This is a genomic window from Escherichia sp. WS3227_2 (genome assembly GCF_046486495.1).
Taxonomy (GTDB): Bacteria; Pseudomonadota; Gammaproteobacteria; order Enterobacterales; family Enterobacteriaceae; genus Escherichia; species Escherichia coli.
The window spans coordinates 49,351-62,468 of sequence record NZ_JBJQLG010000004.1; the positions used below are offsets into that span (position 1 = coordinate 49,351).

At 53.7% G+C, this 13,118-nt stretch carries 11 protein-coding genes and 1 other annotated feature; of the genes, 2 read left to right on the forward strand and 9 right to left on the reverse strand.

What is annotated here, in order from left to right; genetic code table 11:
- Positions 1-41: 41 nt before the first annotated feature.
- The gene (gene ybaL, locus ACJHXB_RS06980; protein ID WP_000546224.1) at positions 42-1,718 is read left to right on the forward strand and encodes a YbaL family putative K(+) efflux transporter; all 1,677 of its coding nucleotides are present in this window, start codon (positions 42-44) and stop codon (positions 1,716-1,718) included.
- A 140-nt stretch (positions 1,719-1,858) separates the two neighbouring features.
- Here ybaL and ACJHXB_RS06985 read toward each other — a convergent pair whose 3' ends face one another.
- Positions 1,859-2,839, reverse strand: coding sequence for an IS110-like element IS621 family transposase (locus ACJHXB_RS06985; RefSeq protein WP_000399660.1), 981 nt, complete (start codon positions 2,837-2,839; stop codon positions 1,859-1,861).
- A 288-nt stretch (positions 2,840-3,127) separates the two neighbouring features.
- Positions 3,128-4,432 carry an inosine/guanosine kinase gene (gsk, locus tag ACJHXB_RS06990; RefSeq protein ID WP_000671570.1) on the reverse strand — a complete coding sequence of 435 codons (1,305 nt, stop codon included), beginning with the start codon at positions 4,430-4,432 and terminating at the stop codon, positions 3,128-3,130.
- A 151-nt stretch (positions 4,433-4,583) separates the two neighbouring features.
- On the opposite strand from gsk, the gene aes reads away from it, so the two are divergent.
- Positions 4,584-5,543, forward strand: coding sequence for an acetyl esterase (gene aes, locus ACJHXB_RS06995; protein WP_000801806.1), 960 nt, complete (start codon positions 4,584-4,586; stop codon positions 5,541-5,543).
- On the opposite strand, the gene hemH is transcribed toward aes, so the two are convergent.
- The 7 genes from hemH to apt form a co-directional block, all read right to left on the reverse strand.
- Positions 5,540-6,502, reverse strand: a complete 963-nt coding sequence (gene hemH / locus ACJHXB_RS07000) for a ferrochelatase (RefSeq protein ID WP_001250087.1) — start codon at positions 6,500-6,502, stop codon at positions 5,540-5,542. The two genes, aes and hemH, sit on opposite strands and share 4 nt — an antisense overlap.
- A gap of 131 nt (positions 6,503-6,633) precedes the next feature.
- Positions 6,634-7,278, reverse strand: coding sequence for an adenylate kinase (gene adk / locus ACJHXB_RS07005; RefSeq protein WP_001220233.1), 645 nt, complete (start codon positions 7,276-7,278; stop codon positions 6,634-6,636).
- A 180-nt stretch (positions 7,279-7,458) separates the two neighbouring features.
- Positions 7,459-9,333, reverse strand: coding sequence for a molecular chaperone HtpG (htpG, locus tag ACJHXB_RS07010; RefSeq protein WP_000678197.1), 1,875 nt, complete (start codon positions 9,331-9,333; stop codon positions 7,459-7,461).
- Positions 9,334-9,442: 109 nt separating this feature from the next.
- Entirely contained in the window at positions 9,443-10,048 is a 606-nt protein-coding gene (gene recR / locus ACJHXB_RS07015) for a recombination mediator RecR (protein WP_001195025.1), read from the reverse strand.
- Complete coding sequence (locus ACJHXB_RS07020) at positions 10,048-10,377, reverse strand: YbaB/EbfC family nucleoid-associated protein (RefSeq protein ID WP_000467098.1); 330 nt, start codon at positions 10,375-10,377, stop codon at positions 10,048-10,050. The genes recR and ACJHXB_RS07020 overlap by 1 nt, the downstream gene beginning before the upstream one ends.
- Before the next feature lie 52 nt (positions 10,378-10,429).
- Positions 10,430-12,361: a DNA polymerase III subunit gamma/tau gene (gene dnaX, locus ACJHXB_RS07025; RefSeq protein ID WP_000122015.1), complete on the reverse strand. Its 1,932-nt coding sequence runs from the start codon at positions 12,359-12,361 to the stop codon at positions 10,430-10,432.
- Positions 11,033-11,097 (reverse strand) — a sequence feature (DnaX frameshifting element). (Overlaps the previous gene by 65 nt.)
- Positions 12,362-12,489: 128 nt before the next feature.
- Positions 12,490-13,041 (reverse strand): adenine phosphoribosyltransferase, encoded by a 552-nt coding sequence (apt, locus tag ACJHXB_RS07030; RefSeq protein WP_000127356.1) that lies wholly within the window; start codon positions 13,039-13,041, stop codon positions 12,490-12,492.
- Positions 13,042-13,118: the final 77 nt, after the last annotated feature.

Here is a 13,118-nt window from a genome sequence, read left to right on the forward strand (position 1 = left end):
CGGCCAAAAATGGACAATAACCACCAGGAAAAGGAGACGGAATGCATCACGCCACCCCGCTTATCACCACCATTGTTGGCGGCCTTGTGCTCGCCTTTATCCTCGGCATGCTGGCCAATAAACTACGTATTTCTCCTCTGGTGGGATATCTGTTAGCGGGTGTGCTGGCAGGACCATTCACTCCGGGCTTTGTTGCCGATACCAAGCTTGCGCCGGAACTGGCTGAACTGGGCGTCATTCTGTTGATGTTTGGCGTGGGTCTGCACTTTTCGCTGAAGGATTTGATGGCGGTAAAGGCCATCGCCATTCCCGGTGCGATCGCCCAGATAGCCGTGGCGACGCTGCTGGGTATGGCGCTCTCCGCCGTGCTGGGCTGGTCGTTAATGACCGGTATCGTGTTCGGCTTATGCCTTTCCACCGCCAGTACCGTGGTGTTACTGCGCGCACTTGAAGAACGGCAATTAATAGACAGTCAGCGTGGGCAAATCGCCATCGGTTGGTTGATTGTGGAAGACCTGGTAATGGTTCTGACGCTGGTGTTGCTGCCCGCAGTGGCAGGAATGATGGAACAAGGCGATGTGGGCTTTGCCACTCTTGCTGTCGATATGGGGATCACCATCGGCAAGGTGATCGCATTTATCGCCATTATGATGCTGGTAGGTCGCCGTCTGGTGCCGTGGATTATGGCACGTAGCGCAGCAACCGGTTCCCGTGAGCTGTTTACCCTGTCGGTGCTGGCGCTGGCGTTAGGGATTGCCTTTGGTGCGGTGGAGCTGTTTGATGTCTCCTTTGCACTCGGTGCGTTCTTTGCCGGGATGGTACTGAACGAGTCTGAACTGAGTCACCGTGCCGCCCACGATACGCTGCCATTGCGCGACGCGTTTGCGGTGCTGTTTTTTGTCTCCGTCGGGATGTTGTTTGATCCGTTAATTCTGATTCAGCAACCGCTGGCAGTGCTGGCGACGCTGGCGATTATTCTGTTTGGTAAGTCGTTAGCCGCGTTTTTCCTGGTGCGACTGTTTGGTCACTCCCAACGTACGGCATTAACTATCGCCGCCAGCCTGGCGCAAATTGGTGAGTTCGCGTTTATCCTGGCGGGACTGGGCATGGCGCTGGATCTGTTGCCGCAAGCCGGGCAGAACCTGGTACTGGCAGGGGCGATTTTGTCGATTATGCTCAACCCGGTCCTGTTTGCGCTGCTGGAGAAATATCTGGCGAAGACCGAAACGCTGGAAGAGCAGACGCTGGAAGAGGCTATCGAAGAAGAGAAGCAGATCCCAGTGGATATTTGCAACCATGCGCTACTGGTAGGTTACGGTCGTGTAGGCAGCCTGCTGGGGGAGAAATTGCTCGCCTCTGATATTCCGCTGGTGGTGATTGAGACGTCACGAACCCGTGTTGATGAGCTGCGAGAGCGCGGGGTCCGCGCAGTATTGGGCAATGCGGCGAACGAAGAAATTATGCAACTGGCGCATCTGGAATGTGCAAAATGGCTGATCCTGACGATTCCCAACGGTTATGAAGCAGGCGAGATTGTGGCATCTGCCCGCGCGAAAAACCCGGATATTGAGATTATCGCCCGCGCCCATTATGACGATGAAGTGGCGTATATCACCGAACGTGGCGCGAATCAGGTAGTGATGGGTGAGCGTGAAATTGCCCGTACTATGCTAGAACTGCTGGAAACACCACCGGCGGGTGAAGTGGTGACGGGGTAAACGGTGGTTGCCGGATAATAGGCGCGGATATGTAGATACTGTTATGGCCTGCAAGTTTTTTCCTGGTCCGGTTTCCCGGATTGCAGGCATACCAGACACAGCGCCGTCAGGCGCTGTTTTTTTCATCCCTTCCGCGATTTTTACGCCGCTACTGGATTATGCCGTGCCGCATCGAACGGCACGCCTGACTTCAGCACTCCATACGCCACCTGGGCCAGCTTGCGCATCATCGCGCCGAGAATCACTTTTCCTTTCTTGCCATTAGCCGCCAGACGGTCGCGGAACACCCGTCCCCACTCAGTCTTACTGGTGGCTACCATTGCAGGCATATACAACGCCCTGCGAAGCGACACATGTCCGGCTTTACTCAACCGGCTTGTCCCTCTCACACTACTGCCTGATTCATAACGCCGTGGTGTCAGACCCGCAAAAGCAGCGAACTGTCTGGCATGGGCGAAGCGGTCTTTCAGACCGATATAAGCCAGCAATACCGCAGATGTTTTCTCTCCGATACCCGGGATACTTTCCAGCAGTTTTCTGCGGTGTTTCATATCCGGATCATCGTCTGTCAGGTCTTTTATCTGCTTCTCAAGACGCTTCAGCTCTGCTTCAAGCCACAGAAGGTGAGCATCAATGCTCGGCCTCTGGACTTCCCGTGCCGTTTCAGTGCGATTCAGTTCCTGCGTATGCATATCTGTCAGCGCCTGGTGGCGTACTACCAGGGCACGCAACGCGCGTTCAAGCGGGTGAGGAGCTTCCCAGGCTGCAGGGCGCTTCTGACGACAGAACTCTGCCAGCATGCGCGCATCCACGGTATCGGTCTTGTTACGCAGTCCTTCACTCTGAGCGAAAGCTTTACCCAGCGCAGGATTAATGACTGATACTATGTAGCCTGCATCGTAAAGGCACTCTGCGACAGGTTCCATATAGGTGCCGGTCGCTTCGATGCAGATATGCGCATGGTCAATCTTGTGACCTTTCAGCCAGCTCACCAGCTCATCGTGCCCTTTAGTGGTGTTAGCGAATTTTTTGGTGCGATGACGACCATCAGGACGCAACACATCGACATCCAGTTTCTCTTTAGCGGTGTCGATACCGATATAATGAAGTTCATGTTCCATAGTGAAACCAACCTTGCAAATACGGATTACCGGGAAAACCGGTCCATGATACTGTCCGGTTTATCACTTTGGGAGAAAGGCAGTCCGCTGCATAAATCTACGCAACAGGTTGAAAACCTAAGGCCCGATACGGCATGCGGACTGCAGGCAGAGAAAACTGGCCGATTTTCTCTGCACAGGAGGGATAATACAAGGCATGATAAGACGCGCCAGCGTCGCATCAGGCATTGAGAGCAAAATGCCAGATACGGCGTGAACGCCTTATCTGGCCTACGAACCGACGATAACTTAACGATCCCAGTAAGACTCTTCCAGGCTGTCTTCACGCTCCGGCAAGCCGCGCGTTAAACGAGGTGAATGCTGGTTCAGTACCTGATAGCTCACACGGTTAGCATATTTACACACCTGCGCTAACGATGAATAAGTTAACCAGGTGAATTTATGTTTGCTGGAGTTTGGTACGTTGCTACGGTGGTAGCTGTTGGCGGTAATATCATGCAGCAACGCTGCCAGTGCGCCATCCCCTGCTCCGTTGGTGTTCATGATTTTTTCCGGCCCGCCCATGTACGGCGCAATGTGCGAATAAACACGCAGCGGATTCTGGCAATCCTTGTGGCGCATGGCACGGCTAAACTCATACTGGTTAAATTCCGCTATAGCGCCCGGCAGCAACGGATGCTGGGTTTTACGTTTCGCTTCGTCTTCGGTAAAGCCCGCCATATACAAGCCGATTGGCCCTGCGGTGCACAGCACCAGATCAACCCAGTCCAGCGCCTTGTCAGATGCTAACAACGGATCGCTTTCTCCGGTCAACGCTTCGGCTTCATCTTCGTTCATCGCAAGGATAGAAACGTGGTCTTCGAGGAATTGCTGCCACCACTGCGGATTCTCTGCAATGACAAACTTGGTGCCCAGCGTCAGCACCACCGGTACGTTATATTTCTTCGCGTACTCAATGGCTTTCATGGTTGCTTCCGGCATGGGTTCACCCGGCTTGCAACGCACCAGATAAGAAGTGAGAACCAGTGCCGAGGCTCCGGCAATCACATCTTCCGGAATACTTTCAGCCCGCAGCTGGTTCATGTGGCCAGGGCTGATAGCAAAGGTACGTTCCCCGGACTCGCCAATCAGCGTAAAGCAACGACCAATCGGGCCATCCACGCCTTGTAGATAGTTAAGATCGGTACGGCTGGAGGTGTTACACAGGTAACGATAGGCATAGCTGCCAATTTCAATATTGCTACACATGACGCCCAGCAGCACCGAACGGTCGTCCGCGAGCACCGAGTAGTTGTGCATGGTGTTACCAATAGTGCCACCCGCAAATTGATGGGTAATCAGGTTTTTCTGTTTTAGTTCCTGATAAAGCGCTTCGGCTACGTCATCCTCAATCACCAGTGAATGCCCGGCGCTTAATCCATAACGCTCAATGAATTCGTCATCCACTTTCGCTTCAATATCGACCAGCGTTTGATCGATACCCACTACCCAGGCGGCGCTGGTTTCGTTTTCTGGCTGGAACTGCTGAAGCAGCGGATCGCGTGCATTTACAGGGAAGTAATGTTTGGATTTACGTTTACCGGGAAATTTCATGGTTGTTTTTACGGGTGGTTAACTGAGCGGCGAATGTTAACACAATCTGACGGGAGCGCGCGAGACGCAGCCAGTTTCAATATCAGCAGGCGGGATCGCATTTTCATGGCAGTGGTTCCTTACAATGACGTAATTTGAAAGGAGTTTTTGCATGAAGCCGGAAAACAAATTACCCGTTCTGGACCTTATTTCTGCTGAAATGAAGACTGTTGTGAATACTCTTCAGCCGGATTTACCGCCCTGGCCCGCAACGGGAACGATTGCTGAGCAACGACAGTATTACACGCTTGAGCGCCGATTCTGGAATGCGGGCGCTCCAGAAATGGCAACCAGAGCTTACATGGTTCCAACAAAATATGGGCAGGTGGAAACACGTCTCTTTTGTCCGCAGCCAGATAGCCCGGCGACGCTATTTTATTTGCATGGCGGCGGTTTTATTCTCGGCAATCTTGATACCCACGATCGCATCATGCGCCTGCTGGCAAGCTACAGCCAATGTACGGTGATTGGCATTGATTACACCCTTTCACCTGAAGCGTGTTTTCCGCAAGCGATAGAGGAAATTGTGGCTGCCTGTTGTTATTTCCACCAGCAGGCGGAAGATTATCAAATCAATATGTCCCGCATTGGCTTTGCCGGTGATTCCGCAGGTGCCATGCTGGCGCTCGCCAGTGCGTTGTGGTTGCGTGATAATCAGATCGATTGCGGTAAAGTTGCGGGCGTTTTGCTGTGGTATGGGCTTTACGGATTACGGGATTCCGTGACTCGTCGTCTGTTGGGCGGTGTCTGGGATGGCTTAACGCAACAGGATTTACAGATGTATGAAGAGGCGTATTTAAGCAACGACGCGGACCGCGAGTCGCCGTATTACTGCCTGTTTAATAATGATCTCACTCGCGAAGTTCCGCCCTGTTTTATTGCCGGGGCGGAGTTCGATCCGCTGCTGGATGACAGCCGTCTGCTTTACCAGACGTTAGCGGCGCATCAGCAGCCCTGTGAGTTCAAACTCTACCCAGGCACGCTGCACGCCTTTTTGCATTATTCACGGATGATGAAAACCGCCGACGAGGCTCTTCGTGACGGCGCTCAGTTCTTTACCGCTCAGCTTTAGCGATACGCGGCAACAAGATTAGCCATCATCTCGATATGTTCCGGCGTGGCATTAAGCGCCGGAATATATTCATATTTTTTCCCGCCCGCACCGAGGAAGACCTCACGGTTTTGCTCGGCAATCTCTTCCAGCGTCTCCAGACAATCCGCAGCAAAGCCCGGGCACATCACCTGTATATGACCTACGCCTTTTTCTCCGAGCATTTTCAGCGTTTCGTCGGTATAAGGCATCAGCCAGGGTTCCCGCCCAAAGCGCGACTGAAAGGTCATCATCACTTTTTCCGGTGCCATCCCCAGTGCGGAAGCCAGTTCGCGAGTCGTTGTGCGGCAACGTTGCGGATAATCATCGCCTTCATCGGCATAACGCTGGGGAATGCCATGATAAGAGAGCAGCAGCAGATCCGGTTCGCCATGTTTGGCAAAAGAAGCACGTACGCTGTTCGCCAGTGCATTAATGTAATCGTGGTTATCGGCGTAATCACGAATAAACGATATCCCCGGAATGCTACGTTTGCGCGCCAGAATGCGTGCCAGTTCATCCCATACCGCACCGACCGTTGAACAGGAGTATTGCGGATAAAGCGGCAGCACCACAATATGATCTACATGCTCTGCCAGGAGTTCATCTACGGCGCTTTCCAGTGATGGCGAGCCGTAGCTCATTCCCAGCGCTACGGGCGTCTCCGGTAAACGTTGTGCCAGCGCCTGCTGTTGCTGGCGGCTGTAAACCATCAGCGGCGAGCCACCGTCCATCCAGACAGAGGCATACAGCTTCGCCACACGTGGCGAGCGCAGCGGCAAAATCACGCCGCGCAGCAACGGCCACCATAACAACCGTGAGGTATCAACCACGCGTCTGTCGCTTAAAAATTGTTTCAGATAGCGTTTTACCGCTTCAGGTGTGGGGGCATCGGGCGTACCCAGGTTTGCCAGCAGGATACCGGTTTTAGTCTGACGCATTACCGCCTCTTATCGATTCAACTTGTTGATAATTGTAGCGGAAAAGTGAAGAAGAAGAACTAATTGCTGTGAGAGGTATTGCCTGAGGAGGATGAGCAGACCTGCCCGAAAGCAGATCTGCTGCGGCTTGATTAGCCGAGGATTTTTTCCAGATCAGCGCGAACTTCAGCAACCGGCTTGGTGCCGTCAACTTTCGCGTATTTGGTGTTACCCGCTTCCGCTTCTTTGGAGTAGTAGCCGATCAGCGGTGCAGTCATCTGATGGTATTCAACCAGACGTTTACGCACGGTTTCTTCCTGATCGTCTTTACGGGTAGTCAGTTCTTCACCGGTAACGTCGTCTTTGCCTTCTACTTTAGGCGGATTGAATTTAACGTGATAAACACGACCAGACGGCGCATGAACGCGGCGACCGACGATACGGTCAACGATCAGTTCGTCCGGTACGTCGAATTCCAGAACGTAATCAACATTGATGCCCGCTTCTTTCATCGCGTCTGCCTGCGGAATGGTACGCGGGAAGCCGTCCAACAGGAAACCATTACGGCAGTCTTCCTGAGCAATGCGCTCTTTAACCAGCGCGATCACCAGTTCGTCGGTAACCAGTTTGCCAGCATCCATAATGTCTTTTGCTTGTTTACCCAGCTCGGAGCCAGATTTGACCGCAGCACGCAGCATATCGCCAGTGGAGATTTGCGGAATACCATATTTCTCCATGATGAACTGAGCCTGAGTCCCTTTCCCCGCGCCCGGAGCGCCAAGCAGAATGATACGCATTGCGAAAATCCCCTTAAAATGTGTCGAATTTTTTGAAAAAGCGATAAACGATACCACCAACAAGCGATTGCCTCAAGAAAGGCACCTGGGGCTGAAACGGTTAATGGCGAGATAATTTGCGGAAAGTGCAGATAATGAAAAGAAAAATGCCGGATGACACGAAGGTCATCCGGCATGACATCAGGAAACCAGCAGCTGGTTCATACGACGAATAAACAGGTTCGGATCTTCCAGCGTGCCGCGTTCTGCCAGCAGCGCCTGATCCAGCAGCAGTTCTACCCACTCGCTGAACTTCGCTTCATCTTCAGTATCTGCCGCACGTTTCACCAGTACGTGATCCGGGTTCAGTTCAAAGATGTATTTCACTTCTGGCACTTTCTGGCCCGCCGCAGCGAACAGTTTCGCCATCTGAGTGCTCATTTCGTCCGCGTCGGTAGAAACAATCGCTGGCGTATCGGTCAGACGGTGAGTCAGACGGACATCTTTCACGCGCTCGCCGAGCAGGGCTTTCACACGGTCGATGAACGGAGTCAGGGCTTTCTCCGCTTCTTTCGCGCTCTCATCAACTTCGTCAGCCAGTTTTTCCAGCGACTCGTCAACTTTAGACACAGACTGGAACGGTTTACCGTCGAACTCAGTCAGATAGTTCATCATCCACTCATCGATGCGGTCGGAAAGCAGCAGAACTTCGATGCCTTTCTTACGCAGCAGTTCCAGGTGCGGGCTGCTCTTCGCTGCCGCATAGCTGTCTGCGGTAATGTAGTAGATTTTCTCCTGCCCTTCTTTCATGCGGGAAACGTAGTCTTCCAGAGACACGGTCTGCGCAGAAGAAGCGGTATGAGTAGACGCAAAACGCAGCAGTTTGGCGATCGCTTCCTGGTTAGCGAAATCTTCCGCCGGACCTTCTTTCAGTACCAGGCCAAACTGTTGCCAGAAGGTCTGGTATTTTTCCGCGTCGTCTTTCGCCAGTTTTTCCAGCATTTGCAGCACACGCTTGGTCAGCGCATTGCGCAGGTTACGCGTTACCGTGCTGTCCTGGAGGATTTCACGGGAAACGTTCAGCGGCAGATCGCTGGAGTCAATCAGACCACGCACGAAGCGCAGATAGTTCGGCATGAACTGTTCTGCGTCGTCCATGATGAACACACGCTGGACGTACAGTTTCAGGCCATGTTTATGATCGCGGTTCCACATATCCCACGGAGCCTGGGACGGAATGTACAGCAGGCTGGTGTACTCCTGCTTACCTTCAACACGGTTGTGGCTCCAGGTCAGCGGATCGTTAAAGTCGTGGGCGATGTGTTTGTAGAACTCTTTGTACTCTTCATCGGTGATTTCCGACTTGTTACGAGTCCACAGCGCCTGCGCTTTGTTGATTTTCTCCCAGGAGATAACGGTTTCGCCGTCTTTCTCTTCGCGTTTTTCGATCTCTACCGGCAGCGCGATATGGTCGGAATATTTGCTGATGATGGAACGCACACGCCAGTCATCGAGGAACTCGTCTTCGCCTTCACGCAGATGCAGGGTGATTTCAGTACCACGATCTTCTTTAGTGATGTCGGCAACGGTGTATTCACCTTCGCCAGCCGATTCCCAGAAGACGCCGTTTTCTGGTTTTTCGCCTGCCGCGCGAGTACGCACGGTCACTTTGTCAGCCACGATAAACGCAGAGTAGAAACCAACACCAAACTGACCGATCAGCTGGCTGTCTTTCGCCTGGTCAGAACCCAGGGATTCGAGGAATGATTTGGTGCCGGATTTAGCGATAGTCCCCAGATGGTCAATCACTTCGTCGCGGGTCATCCCCACGCCGTTATCGGAGATGGTCAGCGTACGCTTGTCTTTATCGAAAGAGACACGAACGCGCAGTTCGCCATCACCTTCATACAGGTCCGGGTTAGATAGCGCGCGGAAACGCAGCTTGTCCGCCGCATCGGAGGCGTTAGAGATAAGCTCACGCAGGAAGATTTCTTTATTGGAATAGAGAGAATGGATCATCAGGTGCAGAAGCTGCTTCACTTCTGACTGAAAACCACGAGTTTCTTGTCCTTTCATGTAGGTCTACCTCAATAATGCCATTTTAAGGTTAAAAACAGGATGAGGGAGAGATGGGGACAAGGGGGAATAATTTCAAGCGAGAGCAGGTGATCCTGCTCTCGTTTGCTTAAAAACGAATCTTATGACGCCCGGCAAGGGAGTGTGACAGCGTGGTGCCATCGACCATTTCCAGTTCGCCGCCAACCGGTACGCCATGAGCGATTCGGCTGGCTTCCACGTCATATTGCGCGCAAAGCTCGGCAATGTAGTTAGCGGTAGCTTCACCTTCAACCGTGGGGTTGGTGGCGAGGATCACTTCAGTGATTTTTTCCTCTGCCAGACGCTGTTCCAGACGATCAAGCCCGATATCATCCGGACCGATGCCGTCCAGCGGTGACAGGTGCCCCATCAACACAAAATAACGGCCTGAAAACTGCCCCGTCTGCTCAATGGCGTAGATGTCCGCCGGACTCTCCACCACGCAGATTTGACCGTTTTCCTGACGACGCGGATTCGAACAGATGTTACAGACTTCCTGTTCGGTGAAGGTGCGGCAATCGGCGCAGTGGCCGATTTCCGACATCGCCCGGGTGAGCGCCTGCGCCAGACGCATCCCGCCGCTACGATCGCGCTGAAGCAGCGTGAACGCCATACGCTGCGCCGACTTCGGGCCAACGCCCGGCAGACAGCGCAGTGCTTCCATAAGCTGTGTTAACAGCGGGCTGGTTTGCATCAGAACGGCATCTTAAAGCCAGGCGGCAGCTGCATTCCGGAGGATACAGAGGCCATTTTTTCTTTCTGCGTTTCTTCAATACGACGTGCTGCGTCGTTGAATGCTGCAGCCACCAGGTCTTCCAGCATCTCTTTGTCGTCTTCCAGCAGGCTCGGGTCGATCTCTACGCGACGGCAGTTGTGTGCACCGTTGATGGTCACTTTTACCAGACCTGCGCCAGATTCGCCGGTGACTTCCAGCTGCGCGATCTCTTCCTGCATTTTCTGCATTTTTTCTTGCATCTGCTGGGCTTGCTTCATCAGGTTACCCAGACCGCCTTTACCAAACATAGGTTTCTCTCTCAATCACGTTAAGGATGACGAACGTAAGCTGTGCTTACGATCAAATGGGGCGGATACTTTCTTCATCCAGCTCCGCATCGAAGAATCGACGCAGGGTCTGAATATTATTATCCGCAATAATGGACTCGCGCGCCTGCGCAAGTTTTTCTTCGTATATCGCCTGACGCCATTCCAGCGGCGTACGCACCGCGGGATTATCATCTTCAACGATAGTCAGTTCAACCGTTGAACCTTTTAACGTGCTCAACGCTTCAGCCAGTTTTTGCTGTGCGCCGCGGTTGTTCAAATGCCGCTGAGAGGAGCGCAAATGCAGACATACTGCGTTGTCGCTCTCCTCTTTCCAGGCATTTAAGGCCACCTGTTCGACCAGTTTTGGTAGCGAAAGTTGGCTCACCTGTGCCGCCCACGGGTCGCGCTCAATGGCTTCTGCCGCCAGCTTCGCCGCCAGTTCCGGCGTTTTTTCATGTTCCAGCGCTTTTTTTAGCGCCTTCGGCGTGGCGACCACTTCTTTTTGCTGCATCACTGGAGTGGTGGCCTTCCAGCGATACGCTTCTTTTTTGGCTGGCGCTTTTTCCAGCGCCGATGGCACCGGACGCGCCTGAACGCGATCGGTGACCGAAGCCAGTCTTTCCAGCGCAGCGTTATTCACCGGCCGCGCGCGGGTAGCGGCTGCCGGTTCACTCTTTTTTGCTTTGGTTGCTCCCTGCACGCGCTGCAACTGCTGGCGCGCCGCCAGCACCTGGCTGGTGGTTTCCGGGAGCGGTACAGTCGGTGCCTGCTGCGGCGCTGATTGCGGTTGCGGCGGCACCTGGGTTGGCGTCATTACTGCCGTTGGCGCGACGGGCGCAAAGGACTGGCGTGGCACTTCTGGCTCAGGCAGCGGCATACGCGGATGGAACGCCAGCGCACGAAGCAGCGTCATCTCAACGCCCATACGGCGGTCTGGCGCATACGGTAATTCTTTGCGACCAATCAACAGCGTCTGATAGTAAAGCTGAATATCCGTCGGCGGTATGGTGCGCGCCAGTTCACGCATCCGCAGCTCGATGGCGGCCATGTCGTTGCCAAGTGCAGCAGGCGAAAGTTGTACCATCGCAATACGATGCAACAGACCGAGCATTTCCACCAGCAACGCTTCCCACTCGATACCACGGGCAGCGGCTTCATTAATCAGCGCCATTACGCGCTCGCCGTTGGCCTCGACCATCGCTTCAACCAGCGACAGCGCCTGATCGTCGTCAAGCGTACCCAGCATCGCACTGACCGCCTGAGTTGAAACCTGGCCGTCACCGCTGGCAATCGCCTGGTCGGTCAGACTTAAGGCATCTCGCAGGCTGCCTTCAGCGGCGCGCGCCAGCAATTGCAGCGCCCGCGGCTCGTGAGCGATATGTTCTTCGTTGAGGATGTGTTCAAGCTGATGGCGAATTTGCTCGACATCCAGCGCCTTGAGATGGAATTGCAGACAGCGCGACAAAATCGTCACCGGCAATTTCTGCGGATCGGTCGTCGCCAGCAGAAACTTAACGTGCTCCGGCGGCTCTTCAAGGGTTTTTAACAGTGCGTTAAAGCTGTGGCGCGACAGCATATGCACTTCGTCGATCAGATAAACTTTGAAACGACCACGCGCCGGAGCGTACTGGACGTTATCCAGCAGGTCGCGAGTGTCTTCAACTTTGGTGCGCGAGGCGGCGTCGATTTCAATCAGATCGACAAAGCGCCCCTGCTCGATTTCACGACAGTTATCGCACACGCCGCACGGCGTCGCGGTAATGCCGGTTTCGCAGTTTAGCCCCTTCGCCAGCAGTCGGGCGATAGAGGTTTTTCCGACGCCACGGGTGCCGGAAAAAAGATAAGCATGATGAATACGCCCTAACGACAAGCCGTTCGCCAGTGCGGTCAGCACATGTTCCTGGCCGACGACGTCAGCAAAGGTTTGTGGGCGCCATTTTCGGGCTAAGACCTGATAACTCATTGGCAGGCTCTGAAACGCTGGAAGGTGGATTCACGAAGGGGTAATGCTAACACAGCCCCGTCAGAACGGCGAGGCTGAATGCACATCTTGTGCTGTCCGTAGCGTGGGCAGCACAAGACTGGCGATAATTAATGGCCCGGGAACGGGACTAGGCTGTAGCTGGTAATGCCCTGTTTTTCGAGACGCTGCTCGCCGCCGAGATCGAACAGGTTGATAATGAACGCAGCATCAGCCACTTCACCACCCAGACGACGGATCAGTTTAACGGTCGCTTCGATAGTGCCGCCGGTTGCCAGCAGATCGTCCACCACCAGAACTTTGTCGCCCGGTTTGATGGCATCAACGTGGATTTCCAGCTGATCGGTGCCGTATTCCAGATCGTAAGTTTCACTGATGGTCTCACGCGGCAGTTTGCCCGGTTTACGGACCGGTACAAAGCCAACGCCCAGACCCAGAGCTACCGGAGCGCCAAACAAGAAGCCACGCGCTTCGGTGCCGACAACTTTGGTAATGCCCGCATTTTTGTAACGCTCAACCAGCAAGTCGATGCTGAGAGCGTAAGCTTTCGGGTCTTCCAGTAAGCTGGTGACATCACGGAAAAGAATGCCGGGTTTTGGGTAGTCCTGAATGCTTTTGATGCTATTTTTGAGATACTCAAGCTGCTGTGCAGTCGCGGTCATAAGTGTATGCCTGCTTGTTACGGTGGTACTCACGGCGCGTTTTAAACGTATCAAAAGTAACAGTTGTTTAACCTTTG

Bases quoted from the DNA above. Each gene is read 5' to 3' on its own strand.
- dnaX (WP_000122015.1), bottom strand. From the start codon at position 12,361: ATGAGTTATCAGGTCTTAGCCCGAAAATGGCGCCCACAAACCTTTGCT.
- htpG (WP_000678197.1), bottom strand. From the start codon at position 9,333: ATGAAAGGACAAGAAACTCGTGGTTTTCAGTCAGAAGTGAAGCAGCTT.
- ACJHXB_RS07020 (WP_000467098.1), bottom strand. From the start codon at position 10,377: ATGTTTGGTAAAGGCGGTCTGGGTAACCTGATGAAGCAAGCCCAGCAG.
- gsk (WP_000671570.1), bottom strand. From the start codon at position 4,432: ATGAAATTTCCCGGTAAACGTAAATCCAAACATTACTTCCCTGTAAAT.
- aes (WP_000801806.1), top strand. From the start codon at position 4,584: ATGAAGCCGGAAAACAAATTACCCGTTCTGGACCTTATTTCTGCTGAA.
- apt (WP_000127356.1), bottom strand. From the start codon at position 13,041: ATGACCGCGACTGCACAGCAGCTTGAGTATCTCAAAAATAGCATCAAA.
- ybaL (WP_000546224.1), top strand. From the start codon at position 42: ATGCATCACGCCACCCCGCTTATCACCACCATTGTTGGCGGCCTTGTG.
- recR (WP_001195025.1), bottom strand. From the start codon at position 10,048: ATGCAAACCAGCCCGCTGTTAACACAGCTTATGGAAGCACTGCGCTGT.
- adk (WP_001220233.1), bottom strand. From the start codon at position 7,278: ATGCGTATCATTCTGCTTGGCGCTCCGGGCGCGGGGAAAGGGACTCAG.
- ACJHXB_RS06985 (WP_000399660.1), bottom strand. From the start codon at position 2,839: ATGGAACATGAACTTCATTATATCGGTATCGACACCGCTAAAGAGAAA.
- hemH (WP_001250087.1), bottom strand. From the start codon at position 6,502: ATGCGTCAGACTAAAACCGGTATCCTGCTGGCAAACCTGGGTACGCCC.